Annotated in this window: 18 protein-coding genes and 2 tRNA genes; 12 read left to right on the top strand and 8 right to left on the bottom strand. The window is 43.1% G+C overall.

Annotation, left to right across the window (positions count from 1 at the left end):
• Positions 1-52: 52 nt before the first annotated feature.
• The 8 genes from trpB to FK220_RS15365 all read right to left on the bottom strand — a co-directional run bounded on the left by trpB (position 53) and on the right by FK220_RS15365 (position 7,221).
• Positions 53-1,282 carry a tryptophan synthase subunit beta gene (trpB, locus tag FK220_RS15400; RefSeq protein WP_152575246.1) on the bottom strand — a complete coding sequence of 410 codons (1,230 nt, stop codon included), beginning with the start codon at positions 1,280-1,282 and terminating at the stop codon, positions 53-55.
• A 5-nt stretch (positions 1,283-1,287) separates the two neighbouring features.
• The gene (locus FK220_RS15395; RefSeq protein WP_238719058.1) at positions 1,288-1,968 is read right to left on the bottom strand and encodes a phosphoribosylanthranilate isomerase; all 681 of its coding nucleotides are present in this window, start codon (positions 1,966-1,968) and stop codon (positions 1,288-1,290) included.
• Positions 1,969-1,974: 6 nt separating this feature from the next.
• Positions 1,975-2,757 (bottom strand): indole-3-glycerol phosphate synthase TrpC, encoded by a 783-nt coding sequence (trpC, locus tag FK220_RS15390; protein WP_152575245.1) that lies wholly within the window; start codon positions 2,755-2,757, stop codon positions 1,975-1,977.
• An 82-nt stretch (positions 2,758-2,839) separates the two neighbouring features.
• A complete protein-coding gene (gene trpD / locus FK220_RS15385; RefSeq protein ID WP_152575244.1) occupies positions 2,840-3,832 on the bottom strand; it encodes an anthranilate phosphoribosyltransferase in 993 nt (330 codons plus the stop codon).
• Between the two features lie 85 nt (positions 3,833-3,917).
• Positions 3,918-4,481 (bottom strand): anthranilate synthase component II, encoded by a 564-nt coding sequence (locus FK220_RS15380; protein ID WP_152575243.1) that lies wholly within the window; start codon positions 4,479-4,481, stop codon positions 3,918-3,920.
• 2 nt (positions 4,482-4,483) lie between these two features.
• Positions 4,484-5,881, bottom strand: coding sequence for an anthranilate synthase component I family protein (locus FK220_RS15375; protein ID WP_152575242.1), 1,398 nt, complete (start codon positions 5,879-5,881; stop codon positions 4,484-4,486).
• Positions 5,882-6,143: 262 nt separating this feature from the next.
• The gene (locus FK220_RS15370) at positions 6,144-6,722 is read right to left on the bottom strand and encodes a YceI family protein (protein WP_152575241.1); all 579 of its coding nucleotides are present in this window, start codon (positions 6,720-6,722) and stop codon (positions 6,144-6,146) included.
• A 52-nt stretch (positions 6,723-6,774) separates the two neighbouring features.
• Complete coding sequence (locus FK220_RS15365; protein ID WP_152575240.1) at positions 6,775-7,221, bottom strand: MarR family winged helix-turn-helix transcriptional regulator; 447 nt, start codon at positions 7,219-7,221, stop codon at positions 6,775-6,777.
• 141 nt (positions 7,222-7,362) lie between these two features.
• On the opposite strand from FK220_RS15365, the gene FK220_RS15360 reads away from it, so the two are divergent.
• The 12 genes from FK220_RS15360 to FK220_RS15305 all read left to right on the top strand — a co-directional run bounded on the left by FK220_RS15360 (position 7,363) and on the right by FK220_RS15305 (position 16,611).
• Positions 7,363-7,677 carry a rhodanese-like domain-containing protein gene (locus tag FK220_RS15360; RefSeq protein WP_152575239.1) on the top strand — a complete coding sequence of 105 codons (315 nt, stop codon included), beginning with the start codon at positions 7,363-7,365 and terminating at the stop codon, positions 7,675-7,677.
• 218 nt (positions 7,678-7,895) lie between these two features.
• A complete protein-coding gene (locus FK220_RS15355) occupies positions 7,896-9,173 on the top strand; it encodes a DUF2851 family protein (RefSeq protein ID WP_152575238.1) in 1,278 nt (425 codons plus the stop codon).
• Between the two features lie 111 nt (positions 9,174-9,284).
• Positions 9,285-9,512, top strand: coding sequence for a PspC domain-containing protein (locus FK220_RS15350; protein WP_152575237.1), 228 nt, complete (start codon positions 9,285-9,287; stop codon positions 9,510-9,512).
• Position 9,513: 1 nt separating this feature from the next.
• Positions 9,514-10,521: a potassium channel family protein gene (locus FK220_RS15345; RefSeq protein WP_152575236.1), complete on the top strand. Its 1,008-nt coding sequence runs from the start codon at positions 9,514-9,516 to the stop codon at positions 10,519-10,521.
• Positions 10,522-10,610: 89 nt separating this feature from the next.
• Positions 10,611-12,224, top strand: a complete 1,614-nt coding sequence (locus FK220_RS15340) for an alanine/glycine:cation symporter family protein (protein WP_152575548.1) — start codon at positions 10,611-10,613, stop codon at positions 12,222-12,224.
• Between the two features lie 10 nt (positions 12,225-12,234).
• The gene (locus FK220_RS15335; protein ID WP_152575235.1) at positions 12,235-13,152 is read left to right on the top strand and encodes a ComEA family DNA-binding protein; all 918 of its coding nucleotides are present in this window, start codon (positions 12,235-12,237) and stop codon (positions 13,150-13,152) included.
• A 10-nt stretch (positions 13,153-13,162) separates the two neighbouring features.
• Positions 13,163-14,335 carry an acyl-CoA dehydrogenase family protein gene (locus tag FK220_RS15330; RefSeq protein ID WP_152575234.1) on the top strand — a complete coding sequence of 391 codons (1,173 nt, stop codon included), beginning with the start codon at positions 13,163-13,165 and terminating at the stop codon, positions 14,333-14,335.
• A 132-nt stretch (positions 14,336-14,467) separates the two neighbouring features.
• Positions 14,468-14,662 (top strand): 30S ribosomal protein S21, encoded by a 195-nt coding sequence (gene rpsU, locus FK220_RS15325; RefSeq protein ID WP_152575233.1) that lies wholly within the window; start codon positions 14,468-14,470, stop codon positions 14,660-14,662.
• Between the two features lie 276 nt (positions 14,663-14,938).
• Complete coding sequence (locus FK220_RS15320) at positions 14,939-15,829, top strand: tyrosine-type recombinase/integrase (protein WP_152575232.1); 891 nt, start codon at positions 14,939-14,941, stop codon at positions 15,827-15,829.
• A gap of 38 nt (positions 15,830-15,867) precedes the next feature.
• Positions 15,868-16,170 (top strand): ribosome hibernation-promoting factor, HPF/YfiA family, encoded by a 303-nt coding sequence (gene hpf / locus FK220_RS15315; RefSeq protein WP_152575231.1) that lies wholly within the window; start codon positions 15,868-15,870, stop codon positions 16,168-16,170.
• Between the two features lie 101 nt (positions 16,171-16,271).
• A tRNA-Thr gene (locus tag FK220_RS15310) sits at positions 16,272-16,345 on the top strand.
• Positions 16,346-16,529: 184 nt separating this feature from the next.
• Positions 16,530-16,611, top strand: a tRNA-Tyr gene (locus FK220_RS15305).
• Positions 16,612-16,718: the final 107 nt, after the last annotated feature.

Here is a 16,718-nt window from a genome sequence, read left to right as displayed (position 1 = left end):
TACGAGTAACAAAGTCTACTGATTACTTTTTACAGCATACTCTTTACTCATTTTATAGTTTGAAATAGTCTATATACGTCTGTAAATCCTTGTCTCCTCGCCCAGATAAATTAATTACGACCACATCGTCTTCCTTGAATTGTTTATAATCGAAAATGGCAAAGGCGTGGGAGGTTTCGATGGCGGGAATGATGCCCTCCAATTGCGAAACTTCTAATCCGGCCGTCATGGCTTCATCGTCGGTAATCGAGATAAATTCCCCTCGACCCGATTTGAACAGATGCGCGTGCATAGGCCCTACTCCTGGGTAATCGAGTCCGGCTGAAATGGAATAGGGTTCGGTAATCTGGCCGTCTTGGGTCTGCATCAAGAGGGTCTTGCTCCCGTGGATGATGCCTACTTTTCCCAAGGCCGAAGTCGCGGCACTTTCCCCGGTATCTATACCTTTTCCAGCTGCTTCCACGGCAATGATTCCTACTTCGGGAACATCTAGATAATGGAAATAGGCACCGGCCGCATTGCTGCCACCTCCAACGCAGGCGACCACGTAATCGGGATTTTCACGTCCTTCCTTTTCTTTGAGCTGCCATTTGATTTCCTCGGAGATGACCGACTGAAAACGGGCTACCATATCGGGGTAGGGGTGCGGCCCCACCACCGATCCGATAATATAATGGGTATCGACCGGGTTGTTGATCCAATCGCGAATGGCTTCGTTAGTGGCATCCTTAAGGGTACGACTACCGGAAAGTGCCGGGCGCACTTTAGCACCCAACATTTTCATACGGGCGACGTTCGGAGCTTGACGGGCGATGTCTATTTCTCCCATATACACCACGCATTCAATGCCCATTAGGGCACAGACCGTTGCCGTGGCGACCCCGTGTTGCCCTGCCCCGGTTTCTGCGATGATGCGGTTTTTGCCCAATTTTTTCGCCATCAAGATTTGCCCGATGGTGTTGTTTACTTTATGTGCACCTGTGTGACATAGGTCTTCCCGTTTGAGGTAGATTTTTGTTCCATATTTTTGGGAGAGTCGTTCTGCGAAGTACAGCGGTGTAGGGCGACCTACATAGTCTTTGAGCAAGTGGTCGAACTCCCTTTGAAAGGAAGGGTCGGCCATGATTCGAAGATAGTTTTGCCGTAGTTCCTCGGTATTAGGGTACAGCATTTCAGGGATGTAGGCCCCCCCGAACTCTCCATAATTACCCTTTTCGTCTGCGTGATAAGATTTCCTTTCGGTCTCCCCCGAAATGGTAGTGGTCCTTTTTTTTCGTTTCATAGCACTTAATCGATACTTAGTAATTTCTTGAACTGCCCTAATCTTTTTACATCTTTCAATCCGGGCTCGATTTCAAATCGACTGTTGATATCAATAGCGTGACAGTACTTTGATTCGGGCCGTTTTAAAAATTCTTGAAGTGATTCCAATTGTTCCAATCCAATACCCCCACTCAAAAAGTAGGGTTTGATCGAGGGATAACTGGCCATTGCCTTCCAATCGAAACCATACCCATTGCCTCCGGGAAGTTCACCCTTGGCATCGAATAAATAAAAATCGCAAACATCCTCAAAATGTCGTAAGATGGTGAAATCAAAGTTGTCTTTGATCGAGAACACCTTGATAATTTTTATCTGTGGAAGACGTGCTTTTAGTGTATCGCAAAACCCCGGACTTTCATTTCCGTGTAATTGCACCATTAGCAATCCGTAGGTATCGACTTTTTCAGCGATGATTTCCATAGTCGCATCTACAAAAACCCCCACCTTCTTGATACGATGGGGTATCGATGGCATATCCCCTTCAAAGGAACGCTTGGAGGGTTCCCAGAATATGAAACCTAAATAATCCGGGTTCAAGCTCGCGACTTCCGAAGTGTTTTTGTTCATACCACATACCTTTAGCTTCAATGCAGCTGTGCCACCGTTGCTGACAGTATCTTTTTTATTGGTATAGTAGTACTCCATGAATCGTTATTTGAGTTGTTTTATGAAGTCCATCGCATATTGTCCGGGATTATCGGTCTTCATAAAGTTCTCTCCGATTAAAAACCCTTGGTATCCATAGACCTGTAAATCCCGGATGGCCGTAATGTTGCTGATACCACTTTCCGACACTTTTACAAACTCCTCAGGAATCAGTTTGGAGAGCGATTTACTGGTCTCCAGACTCACTTCAAAAGTCTTCAGATTTCGATTGTTCACACCAAGCATGTCAAGGCTGTACAACCTTGATTTCTGCAGCTCCTCCTGGTTATGCACTTCCAGAAGTACCTCCAACCCTAAACTTTTGGCCAATTCCGAAAAGGTCTTGATTTCATCTCTAGTGAGTATGGCCGCAATCAAAAGAACGACATCGGCACCATGGGCCTTGGCTTCCAAAAGTTGGTATTCATCGATAATGAATTCCTTGCGTAACAAGGGTATCCGAACCGAGGCACGGGCCAATAAAAGATCATCCAACGACCCACCAAAATATTTACCATCGGTCAAGACCGATATACCGCATACCCCTGCATTTTGATAGCCTTGCACGACTTGCTGCACATTAAGTCCCTGATTAATTTCCGATTTCGAGGGGGACCTCCTTTTGTGTTCGGCAATGATACCCGTGTCACTTCTGCGAAGTGCATCCGACAGGGAAACCGTTTCCCGATTGAATAACACGGAGTTTTCCAAATAGGATATCGGGATGAGCGATTTTTTCAAATCGACCTCCTTCCGTTTGTCCGCTACTATTTTATCTAGAATGCTCATTTTTTATTTTTAACTTCCTCATACAAAGTAGGGCCGGAAGGGTATACAAACAACCCTGTGATGCCCCTTTCTCACAGGGAAACTATCGACTCAATTGCTGCAATTTCTTCAACGCATCCAGGCCCTTTCCGCTCAACAACGATTCCTTGGCCTTTTCAAAACCTTCTTTCGGACCGAGGTTCTTGACCGTGGCAATGGCTATTCCTGCATTGGCACATACTACATTGTTCTGTGGCTCTGTACCATTGCCTTCAAGTACTTTCATGAAAATTTGAGCTGATTCTTCAATGTTGTCGCCACCAACGATATCGGCTTGTGCTATGGCCGATACCCCAAAATCCTCGGGACGTAGCATGCCCTCCGACTCGTTGGAAATCGTCTTGGTGCTTCCGGTCAAAGATATTTCATCATAGCCATCCAGTGCATGCAATACCGTAAATTTTTTATCGGTATTCTGATAGAGATAGCCATACATACGGGCCAGCTCCAGATTAAAGACCCCGACCATCTGATTTTTTGGGAAAGCAGGGTTTACCATAGGCCCCAACATGTTAAAAAAGGTCTTGACACCAAGCTCCCTTCGAATAGGAGCTACATTTTTCATTGCAGGATGAAAGAGCGGCGCATGCAGTACACAGATTCCCGCCTCATCGATCGATTTTTTCAAAAAGTCCGCCTCGTTGCTGAATTTGATACCCAAAAACTCCATGACATTGCTGCTGCCACATTTCGAAGATACGCCATAGTTGCCATGCTTGGTTACCTTAACATCCGCCCCGGCGGTCACGAAAGAGGCCAAGGTCGATATATTGAAGGTATCCTTACCATCCCCGCCCGTTCCGCATAGATCAATAGGATTGTAGTCGGACAAATCGACCGCCAAGCATAATTCCAGCAGGGCATCCCGAAAGCCTTCCAGTTCTTCGATGGTGACACTTCTCATCATATATACTGTCAAGAAAGCAGCTATTTGGCTGGTATTGTACTCCCCGATGGCGATATTCACCAAGATTTGTTTCGCCTCTTCCTTGGAGAGGAGTTCGTGGTTAATGAGTTTGTTGAGTGTTTCTTTCATTAAGAGGGCTTTTAGTTTCCATTCGTGCAAAAGGAGAATCCCATTTTTGCTTCAATATCCGTTCATAAGTCGAAGTAAATTAAGGTTAGTTTTCCAACCAATTTTCCAATATTTTCTTCCCTTGAGGTGTTAAGACCGACTCGGGATGAAACTGTACCGCGCGCACATCATATTCTTTGTGGCGCAACGACATGACCTGTCCGTTTTCATCAAAGGAAGTCGCTTCCAAAACCGCTGGAAGCTCAGGGGAAACGACCCATGAATGGTATCGTCCGACCTCGATTTCTTTGGGCATCCCTTCAAAAAGAACATCGTCCTCGGCAATGTTTATCTTGGTAGCGATCCCATGGTATACTTCGTCGAGATTGATGAGTGAGCCTCCAAAGACTTCCCCGATTGCCTGTTGACCCAAGCACACACCAAAGATACTTTTTGTCGGGGCATAGGCCGAAATAATTGCCTTTAAGAGGCCGGCCTCATCCGGGATCCCAGGTCCCGGGGACAATACTATTTTTTCGTAGGCATCGACTTCTTCCAAGGTGAGTTGGTCGTTGCGTTTTACGACCACTTCACAACCTAAGTCTTCTAAATAATGTACAAGATTATAGGTAAAACTGTCGTAATTATCGATCACTAAAATCTTCTTCATCTTCATATGGTTTTAGCGATTTCCAACGCCTTTGTCAGGGCGCCTAGCTTATTATAGGTCTCTTGCAGTTCATCCTCCGGATCGGAGGCAGCAACCAATCCGGCACCGGCCTGATAGTGCAAATGGTGGTTTTTGCTTAAAAAGGTACGGATCATGATGGCGTGGTTAAAATTCCCGTTGAAATCCATGAATCCAATAGCACCGCCATAGTAGCCCCTGCTTGTCTTTTCGTATTGCTCAATGAGTTGCATGGCCCTATGCTTGGGCGCACCGCTCAGGGTTCCTGCCGGGAAGGTGTCCGCTACGACCTTCATAGTGGGAATGTCGGTCTTCTTTTGCCCGGTTACCTTGGAGACCAAATGGATTACATGGGAAAAAAACTGCACTTCCCGGTAGTTGGCCACTTTAACCATATTGCCATTTCGACTAAGGTCGTTCCTTGCGAGATCAACCAACATTACGTGCTCACTGTTTTCCTTATCGTCTTCGGTAAGCGCTTTGGCCAATTTGGCGTCTTCCTCGTCATTTCCCGTTCTTTTAAAAGTACCTGCAATCGGGTGTATTTCGGCTTTTCCATCCTTGACGATCAACTGTGCTTCCGGGGAACTTCCGAAAATTTTAAAGTCCCCGTAGTCAAAATAAAAAAGGTAGGGTGATGGGTTGACGGACCGTAGCGCCCTATAAACGTTAAACTCGTCGCCTTTAAACCCTTGGGAAAATCTTCGGGACAGAACCAACTGAAAGACATCACCGCGTTGACAATGTTTTTTGGCCAACCGTACATGTTCCTTATATTCTTCATCCTCCAAGTTGGAAACGGGCTCTCCTTCGGTTGAAAAATTATAGGAAGCAAAATTTTTGACATTCAAAAGTCGCTCTAGTTCAGGGATATTGTTGTCAGACTCGAAACAGTGGGCAAACAGATAGGCCTCGTTTTTGAAGTGATTGATGGCGATGATATTTTGGTATACGGCGTAATAGATGTCAGGTATTGCCACCGACCCTTTTTTCTTATTTATTTCGACCGCCTCAAAATAACGAACCGCATCGTAGGCCATATAGCCGAACAACCCGTTATCGATAAATTTGAAACTATTTTCCCCCGCCTTAAACTTTTTGCTGAAATCGTGAATGATTTCCACTACATCGGAATCCGACGAGATACCCATCTCGTGGGATGTGCCATCGGGAAATTGCTGCGAAACCATCTCATTTTCAACTTTGATGGAAGCAATCGGATTGCAACAGATGTAAGAGAAACTATTATCGTTCGCATGGTAGTCGCTGCTTTCCAAAAGGATACTGTTCGGGAATCGATCCCTAATTTTTAGATACACACTGACCGGAGTAATAGTATCGGCCAGGATTTTTTTGGAATGTGTTTCGAGTTGGTAACGCATTGTACGATTGTTGATAAAAAAGGAAGGCCTGTCGTGATGACAGGCCCTCTATAGTTGTACTATAATGAAGTTCAGCTCACGATGTTCGTCGGGAGTCAAACCACCACCAAGTATTTGTTCCATTACTTTTCATTGGTTCAAATATAGAAATGATTTTAATAAATACAAATCGCTTGGGGCATAAAAATTATGGAGCCTCGAAACTATGATAGTTTCAAGGCTCCAGGCTGTGAGGTTAAGCCTATTTAAATCATATGGTGTTCTAGAATTCCAAATCTACTACAAGGTCGAATTCATCGTAAATGGTTTTGTCCCCCAGGTTGTCGAAAAAGCTTCCAGAACCGTATTTGACATCGTAATTGGTACGGTCTACTTTCATAGTAGCGGTTGCTTTGCTCCCGTAGATCGATACGTCAAAAGTGATTGGCTTTGTAATGCCTTTGATGGTTAAATCGCCTGTGACCTCGTAGGAATTCTTGCCGGTAGATTTAACTTCCGTAAACTTTAGGGAGGATGTTTTGTGATTTGCGGTATCAAAAAAATCGGCGGAGTTTAAGTGTCCGTCCAATTTTTGCTTGTACTCGCCTTCCAAATCCTCTGTATTGATGGTAGTCATGTCTACTACGAACTCTCCCCCGGTCAGTTTGTCCCCATCGAATACCAAAGCTCCTTCTTCTAGTGCAATACTTCCGTAATGGGACCCGGTTACCTTATAAGCTTTCCAGGTGACCTTGCTGGCATCCGTTTTTACTTCCTTTTTTTCATCGGCTAAGGGCTCGGTTGCAGTGGCTGCAAAACCAAATACCAGTGCGAATGCTAAACTTACTACTCCTTTTTTCATTGTTTTAAAATTTAAATTTAATTAATAATTAGTGTTTCTGTTTTACGATGTATTAAAACTTATTAAACAAGTTATTCAACTCTTTGAGTTCCTCATCCGAGAAATTTTTTAGGATATCATCCTCGGCATTCTGCATTGCCACATCCATTTTTTTTAGTGCATTTTTCCCGTGTTCGGTGATGGTTATTTCTACTTTTCTTCTGTTGGACGGACATGTAGCCCTGTCCACATAGCCTTTTAGCAATAACTTGTAGACCAATCGGGTAGTATTACTCATTTTGGTCACCATACGTTCGTTCAAGGTGGATAAGTTGGCCGGTTTTCCTTCTTGTCCCCGTAGAATCCGAAGTACATTGAATTGTTGTAGCGATACCTCGAAAGGTTTTAATACGGCGGTAATACGTTCGTTGATTTTGTTGTTCACCAGCATAAAATGAATAACGGTTCTGCTTTTAAGAGGAATTTCCCGCTTGGTTTTTATGACCTGCTCTACATTCATGTAGTTACAATATTTGTATATACAAATGTATGATGCATTTGGATACGCACAACTACTCCGGCCTTAAAGTTTTGTTAAACTTCTTTTCTTGGCATATACGACAAAAAACGTATTTTTGGCACATCCTTAACGACGTAAAGTATGGCAGATTTATCCCAAGAAGAATGGTCCCAACAACTGGCACAAGACGGCGATGCCGTCATTTTGGACGTTAGAACCGATGATGAAATAGCGGAGGGCTATATTCCCGATGCACGGCATATCGACATTTATTTGGGGCAGGGATTTATCGACGAGCTTCAAAAACTGGATAAGAGTAAGAACTACTATGTTTATTGTCGCAGTGGAAACCGCAGTGGACAGGCATGTGCCATTATGAACAGTCTTGGGTTTCCAAACGCCTATAATTTGGAAGGTGGGTTCATGGAGTGGCAAGGAGAGATCACCACAGGATAGTCTATGAGTCAACGAAGAACAAGCCAGGTTAACCTTCGTTCCCTCCATTAACACTTGACGAATCGGTAAAATGGTAGATCCGCTCGCTATTTGGTGCTAGATGAGTAGCTCAAACCAATTTCAAGGACTCGTTCGACTATCGAGTATTTTTTGGTTTTGTGTTTTTAGCTTATTTTGCTCCCTTTGCCCGAGGTGGGCACACCTTAACTGCAAACTTTGTGAAAGAAGATCTCCTTCATTTTATCTGGAAATACAAAAAACTGCAGCTTTCAAATCTCGTTACCACTGCCGGTGAAACCATTTTCATTGTTGATGTTGGAACACATAATCATTTAGCCGGTCCTGATTTTTTCAACTCAAAAATTGAAATCGACGGGCAATTATGGGCAGGGAACGTGGAGCTCCATTTGAATTCATCCGACTGGTTTGCACATCATCATGAACGGGATCCCAATTACAATAATGTGATTCTACATGTTGTCTGGCAGGATGATGGCGACGTGTTTCGAAGCGACAATACCAAAATTCCGACATTGCAGTTAAAGGATTTTATTTCAAGCGAAATACTACAAGCTTATCAAAACCTTTTTGATGCTAGGCACAAGTCTTTTATCAACTGTGAAAAGAGTGTTTCCCAAATCGAGACTTTTCTAGTTCAAAATTGGCTAGACCGTTTGTTTTTGGAACGTTTGGAACAGAAATCATTGCTTATTGATCAACTCCTCAAGCAGTCGAAAAACGACTGGGAACAGGTTCTTTTTATTCTTTTGTTAAAAAGTTTTGGACTTAAGATCAATGGGGAGGCTTTTTTGGAATTAGGCAAAACTTTGAATTTCTCCGTAGTTCGAAAGTTACGGTCGAACACGCAAACGATGGAAGCCGTACTTTTGGGTATGTCGCATTTGTTGGATGATCCATCCGTTTTCGACGATTATTATTTGCAAATACAAAAAGAGTATCGGTATCAAAAGAGAAAGTTCGGATTGGATAACGAAGCGATACCAAAACCAGGGTTCTTTAAACTTCGGCCGCCAAACTTTCCCACAATTCGGCTTTCGCAGTTGGCCAACGTGTACGGTAGCCATGAAAATTTGTTCAGCAAACTAATGAATTCCCAAGACCTGGATACCATTTATACCTTTTTTGATTTAGGGGCCAGCCTCTACTGGAACGATCACTTTACTTTTGGCAAGTCTTCCAAAAAAAGCAGCAAAAAGCTTTCGAAGAAGTTTATCGATCTGTTGATCATTAACTCGATACTTCCATTGAAATTCAGCTATAGCAATTACAAAGGTAAAAATGCCGGAGACGAGATACTGCGCATCATCTCGAATATAAAAGAAGAGAAGAACAGTATTATTTCCAATTTTGGGAAACATGGTTTGGAAATCGATAATGCCAAAGAGAGTCAGGCACTGATACAGTTATACAATGAGTATTGTACAAAGAACAAATGTCTGCAATGCGCTATCGGGGCTAGTTTACTCCAAGCTTAAGTCCAAAAAGTTCCGGACCGGTACGTCCGACATTGACCGAAGTGTTGTCCCATTGTTTTTGTCTCACCGTATTGTACTGGAATATCTCGCCTTTTTAGTAATTTTAGCTCTATGAATTTATTTTACACAATTCTCTACTATTTTCAGAAACGTGGATTCGAAGTGTGCCGACGTATTGCGGAACGGTTGGGCATCCGGGCCAGGGTGGTGCGCACTTCCTTTATTTATCTTACTTTCGTTACCCTAGGCTTTGGTTTCGCGTTGTATCTGTTTTTGGCATTCTGGCTTCGTATAAAGGATTTGATTCATACCAAAAGAACTTCCGTTTTTGACCTCTAAAATGATTAAACTGTTCCGTTCCAAAATTTACCTTGCGCTATCGCTGATGTTCACAGTGGTGCTGTTCGGGGTCATGGGATATCGATTTCTAGCGGATTACACATGGATCGATGCCTTGTATATGACAATCATCACCATGGCCACGGTAGGGTTTAAAGAGGTACAACCATTAGATGACACCGCTAAGATTTTTACTGTACTTTTAATTATGGCAAGTGTTTTTATCCTAGGATACGCCATATCGGTTATTACTGAGTACGTATTGGGTAGAAATTCGTTGCAACTTTTAAAAAAGAAAAAGGTGAGAAACAAAATCAAAAGTCTATCCAACCATGTGGTTGTGTGTGGTCATGGTCGCAATGGCATGCAGGCGGCTGAACGGCTAAAAGCTTATAAACGGCCTTTCGTAGTCATTGAAAAAGATCGGGAAGTCATCGAAAAATACGAGGCGGATATTTTGTTTGTCGAAGGCGACGCCAATGAGGATGAAGTGCTTCGCGAGGCGGGTATCGAAAATGCCCAATACCTGATTACTACCCTTCCTGATGACGCGGCCAATTTGTTTGTCGTACTCTCTGCAAGACAATTAAATAGAGACCTTTTCATTATTAGCAGGGCCTCCTTTGCCACCTCTCAGAAAAAATTATTCTTGGCTGGTGCAAATAAGGTGATTATGCCCGATAAAATAGGAGGAGACCACATGGCCTCGCTAGTGGTGATGCCTGACCTTATTACATTCATGGACAAGCTGGGTATGGAAGGTGAGCACACTACCAACTTGGAAGAAGTACCTATAGAGGATTTTGCCGACCAGGTCGAGTGTAACTCCCTCCGTGATTTAGATCTCCGCAGAAAAACAGGCTGCACGATTATTGGGTATATTGCTCCCGACGGTGAATACATTATTAATCCCGAAGCCGATATGCAACTACAGCCAAAAAGTAAGGTGATCGTTTTGGGTCGACCGGAGCAGATTCGGAAATTGAACGAAATGTTCCATATCGAATGAGTTAATTCAACTATTATATTTGATTGCATTGAATATTTTTAGGATATTGCCGCCGAATCAATTCAAATTTTAAAACCGAAAACCATATGATGAAGTACAGGATACTTTCGTTGATTACCTTCCTTTTGCCTTTTATTTCGTTTGCACAGGAAACTACTGAAATGGGGTTGGATGAACGTATCAACGCATGGTTCGAACCGATTACTGCAGTTTGGGAGAGTATCGTTTTTTGGCAAGTTCCCGGCACCGGAGTGCCCCTTGTAGTTTTTGTGTTGGTGTTAGGCGCTACCTTTTTCACCTTGTACTTTGGTTTTGTAAATATCAGGAGATTTCCTTTGGCAATCAATGTGGTTCGAGGAAAATATGACGAAGTAGAGGCCCCGGAAGGGCATGGGGTCGAAAAGGCGGAAGTAAATATAGTGGATGGCGATCTACCGGATACTATTCGCGATGAAAGCGAAGAGGGAGAGGTTAGCCATTTTCAAGCATTGGCAACCGCGGTCTCTGGAACAGTAGGTTTAGGGAATATCGCCGGTGTTGCCTTGGCAATTGCTATCGGAGGTCCAGGGGCTACTTTTTGGATGATTATTTGCGGTCTGTTGAGTATGTCGACCAAATTCGTAGAGTGTACCTTGGGGGTAAAATATAGGGACGTCGATGAAAATGGTACTGTCTATGGAGGCCCGATGTACTATCTTTCAAGAGGGCTTAAGGCTCGAGGTTATACGGGGCTGGGAAAGGCATTGGCAGTAATTTTCGCAATTCTTTGTGTAGGCGCATCGTTCGGTGGCGGTAACGCTGTTCAGTCGAACCAGGCAGCTGAACAACTAATTGCGATGGTCGGTTTGGAAGGAGGTTCCTCAGGTTTCATTATTGGTGTGGTTTTGGCCATATTGGTGGGAGTCGTAATCATAGGTGGCATTAAACGAATCGCTTCCGTTACTGAGAAGATAGTTCCTTTTATGGCCGTCATCTATGCACTGGCCTGTTTGATAGTTATCTTTGCCAATTTCTCTTATATCGATGATGCATTTGGATTAATATTTAAAGGCGCATTCACCCCTGAAGCTGGGTTGGGTGGACTTTTTGGAGTGCTTATAGTCGGATTTAGAAGGGCGGTTTTCTCCAATGAAGCAGGTGCTGGCTCGGCGGCAATCGCACACTCCGCAGTGAAGACAAAATATCCTGCAAGTGAGGGTATCGTAGCGCTCTTGGAACCTTTCATCGACACCGTGGTTATCTGTACAATGACCGCTTTGGTGATTATTTTCTTTAACAGCGGAGGTGCCTTTGATTATGGTGGGGATGGAGTGGGAAATGTGATTGTAGACGGAGTAACGGTCGGCGGTGTTACCCTTACCTCGATGGCCTTTCAATCCGTTATCCCTTGGTTCCCATATGTGCTGACATTAGCGGTGGTGCTTTTCGCAATATCGACAATGATATCTTGGTCGTATTATGGCCTTCAATCTTGGAAATATTTGTTCGGAAGAGGCAAAATGGCCGATTTGTGCTATAAAATTTTGTTTATCGCCTTTATCATTATTGGAGCCTCTGCCTCCATGGGAGCGGTATTTGCTTTTTCCGACGCAATGATACTCGCTTTGGTATTTCCGAACATGATAGGATTACTGATTCTCTTCCCGAGGGTCAAGGACGAACTCGGCAAATACTTGGAAGCTATCAAAGGATTGGGAAAATAATAACAATCTTTTGAAGAATTACCAATCCCACTTCAGGTTCAATAAGCAGGAACGGAGTGGGATTTTCTATTTGTTGCTGATCATCGTACTGCTTCAAATCGGGTATTTTGTTTTCAAATCGTTTCCAAGAAACGCAGATGGCGACACCCTCTTGGTCGATTCGGCCCTACAAGCGCAAATAGATACACTAAAGGGAAGGGCCCTTCGCAAGGAGTCCAATAAGACGTATCCGTTCAATCCAAATTTTATTACCGACTATAAGGGCTACATCTTGGGCATGTCGGTAGCGGAAATCGATAGGTTACATGCCTTTCGTGCGGGCAATAACTTTGTGAATTCGCCGGAAGAATTCCAGCAAGTGACTATGGTGTCCGATTCCCTGTTAAGAGCGATGTCCCCTCAATTCAAGTTTCCGGAATGGACTAAAAAAAATAGGCGGTCGATTTCCGGCACCTACGAAACGTCCCAAACAGTTCGCGGTGATAGCGACTCATTTGATTCCCTGGCCAAAGATTCATCGACCGACGAAGTGATAGCCGATTTGAATTCCGTTACGGTCGAACAATTGAGAGCCATCAATGGCATAGGGGAAACACTCTCCACCAGGATCCTAAAATTTCGGGATAGACTGGGAGGTTTTCTAGTGGATGAACAACTCTATGATGTCTACGGTCTCGACCCTGGGGTGGCAGACCGGGTTTTGAGAAAATATAAAGTATTGAACAGACCCCTTGTTCGGAAAATAAATATCAATACTTCGTCGGCCTCCGAGATTAGTTCCTTGATCTATATTAAGTATGCCGTTGCAAATGAAATGGTTAACTATCGCAACATGAACGGCAGCTTTTCAAGCTTGGATGAATTGAGAAATATTCCCGATTTTCCGGTCGAGAAGATTGATAGAATAGCTTTATATTTGTCCCTATAAAATTATTGCTATGCACAGTATGTACTTCACTGAAGAACATCGCCTTTTTAGGGAAAGCCTCAAAGATTTTTTAAAGAAAGAAGTAGTCCCACATCTCGAGAAATGGGAAGAGACCGGAACCATCGATAGGTTCATCTGGAAGAAGTTTGCCGATATGGGATATTTCGGTCTGGCCACCCCTGAAGCATATGGCGGATTGGGCCTAGACCTCTTTTATACGGTCATTCTATTAGAGGAACTTCAAAAGATAAATTCAGGGGGATTTGCCGCAGCCATGTGGGCGCACGCCTATTTGGCAATGACCCATTTGAACAAAAATGGGAACGACTATCAGAAAAAAACCTATTTGACCCCAAGTGTCCACGGCGAAAAAATAGGTTGTCTAGGGGTGAGTGAGCCTTTTGGTGGTAGTGATGTTGCAGGAATGAGAACCACAGCGATCAAAAAAGGGGATCGTTATATTGTAAACGGGTCCAAGACCTTTATTACCAACGGGGTGTATGGTGATTATACCATTTTAGCTGCGAAAACCGATCCTTCCGCAGGTAATAAAGGCATCAGTGTTTTCATCGTAGATCTTAAAAGTAAGGGTGTTACCGCCAACAAACTGAACAAGTTGGGATGGCGGGCATCGGATACGGCAGAGTTGGCTTTTGATAATGTCGAGGTCCCTGCTTCCAATCTCATGGGCGTTGAGAACAAAGGGTTTTCATATATCATGGAGGCTTTCGCTCTGGAACGTTTGATAATGGGTGTCAATGCCCACGCGAGAGCGGAGTATGCGTTGGATTATGCCCTTCAGTATATGTCCGAGCGTGAAACCTTCGGCAAAACTATCAATCAATATCAAGCGTTGAGACACCGTATCGCGGACCTATACGCCGATATGGATATATGTCGCCAGTACAACTATGCGGTTACTTACAAAATGCAAAAGGGGGAGTATGTGGTCAAGGAAGCGACAATCTCAAAATTAAGATCGACCAAAATGGCCGATGAGGTGGCTTATGAATGCCTGCAGTTTTTGGGCGGCTACGGATATATCGAAGACTACCCGATGGCAAGGTTATTGAGAGATAGCCGTTTAGGCCCCATCGGAGGCGGTACTTCAGAAATTTTACGGGAAATAATTGCCAAAATAGTCATCGATAAGAAAGAATACAAACCTTCCAAAGATTTGTAATCAACACCGGATGGTGCTTTGACCAGAATCTTCATCGATGCCTTCACGGATATTTATTGAATGATAGTTGTTAGTTGCAAATTAGTTTTTATCTTTGCAGCCTTAATCATTAAAGAAAGGAGGTTGTAGCCAATGTTAATAATACCTATTAAAGAAGGAGAAAACATCGATAGAGCTTTGAAGCGTTTTAAGCGAAAGTTCGACAAAACAGGCACCATGCGACAGTTGCGCAAACGTCAGCAGTTTACAAAGCCATCTGTAGAGCGCAGGGCACAGATACAAAAGGCACAGTATATTCAAGGACTTAAGGATAGAGAGGAAATCTAAGAATTCCTGAAATTCCTTTAACGATAATAAAACCCATCATTACGATGGGTTTTTTTTGTTTAAATTTAGAGTCGGGTTGGGATTTTATCTAAATCCGCTACTACCAGCATTTAGTAGTTTTCACACAGGAGTCTTAAGGGTACATACCATATTGACTAGGATCAGGGCTCCCATTGGAGAGCGATATTTTTCTATCCGATTCGTCTACGCTGCGTGAAGGGTAGCCGATTTCGGGAAATTTTTTAATTGTGCCGACTACTTTTGTAACTTTACCATATGTCACTGCCCGCTTTTTTGTCGTATTTATCGCTAGAGAAAAAATATTCCGATCACACCGTTAACGCCTACAGGAGTGATATCGAAACATTTGGTTCCTTTTGTTTAGAGGAATATGGTTTAGATACCATTGACACGATCGGTTATAGTATTGTACGAAGTTGGATAGTGGGTTTGGTCGATTCTGGGGTTACGAATCGTTCTGTCAACCGAAAAGTGGCGTCCTTAAAGGCGTATTATAAATTTTTATTGCGAACGGAACAGCTAAAGGCCAACCCTTTGGCGAAGCATAAGGCGCTCAAAACACCCAAGAAAGTCGAGATACCGTTTTCAGAGAGCGAAATGGAGAAAATTTTAAACCAAATACACTTCCAAACTGATTTTGACGGCCTTCGCGATAAGTTACTAATTGAATTGTTGTATACGACAGGTATAAGAAGGGGGGAGCTCATTAATCTAAAAATGGAGGCACTGAACCTTTCGGGAAGAACCATCAAAGTAGTGGGGAAAAGAAATAAGGAGCGGTTCATTCCCTTATTGCCTTCAACAATTGAACTTTTTCAAGACTATTTTAAAGAACGGGAACGACTTGCCCCGATACTCGACGAAGCGTATGTTTTTTTGACAAAAGGAGGTAAAAAAATATATGAAACCCTTGTTTACAGAATTATAAATGGGTATTTTAGTAAGGTGTCCTCAAAGGTAAAAAAGAGTCCTCATATCCTTAGACACACGTTTGCGACCCATCTGCTCAACAAAGGGGCGGACCTTAATTCGGTAAAGGAATTATTGGGTCATTCAAGTTTGGCATCTACGCAGGTATACACCCATAATAGTATAGCCGAACTTAAAAGAGTGCATGCTTCTTCCCATCCTAGGAGTAAGAAGTAATTCGAACACAGGCGTAAGTTGAATTTAAACCCTAATTTATGAAAGTAAACACGCAATCCGTGAATTTTAGTGCAGACGGCCAACTCATCGATTTTATTCAAAACCGGCTCAATAAATTAGAAGTGTTTTATGACAAAGTCATAAGCTCCGACGTATATATGAAGGTGCAAAAAACAAGTGGAAAGGAAAATAAGATTGTCGAGATTCAGGTAAATGTTCCCAAAGACCGATACGTTGTAAAAAAACAGTGTAAATCGTTCGAAGAAGCAGTTGATTCTGCCTGCAGTTCATTGGAAAGAAAGCTTAAGAAAAGGAAAGAGAAAATGCGACTTCAGGTGTGATTAAAAATTCGCAAAAATTATTTTGATTAAACAAATAAATATCTACATTTGCAGTCCGTTAGAAATAGCGGACTTTTTTATGCATAAAAAAGAGGTGAAAGGCCGATGTAGCTCAGCTGGCTAGAGCAGCTGATTTGTAATCAGCAGGTCGTGGGTTCGAGTCCCTCTATCGGCTCAAAGTAAGTAAAAGCCGCTTTTTTCGAAAAGGGTTGAAATTGATGGAAAGAACATTCGTCCTTACATCAATTGAATGGGTTCCTTTTTAACACAAATTGCAGAAAATGTTGGTTGTGCAATCTTAAAAAAAGGACTGAACCCAACGTTCATTAACGTTCATGTATGTATTGAGATAAAAAATAGGGGAGATACTCAAGCGGCCAACGAGGGCAGACTGTAAATCTGCTGACTATGTCTTCGCAGGTTCGAATCCTGCTCTCCCCACATTTTTTAGTAAAAGAAAGTGTTGGGATCGAATTATTTCGTCACGGGATTGTTCGCAGGTTCTCCCGAAGCGTCGGGACTGCTCTCCCCACATTTTTTAGTAAAAG

The sequence above is a fragment of the Pelagihabitans pacificus genome (assembly GCF_009371985.2).
GTDB classification, from domain to species: Bacteria; Bacteroidota; Bacteroidia; order Flavobacteriales; family Flavobacteriaceae; genus Pelagihabitans; species Pelagihabitans pacificus.
This window is presented reverse-complemented; position numbering and strand designations above follow the sequence as displayed.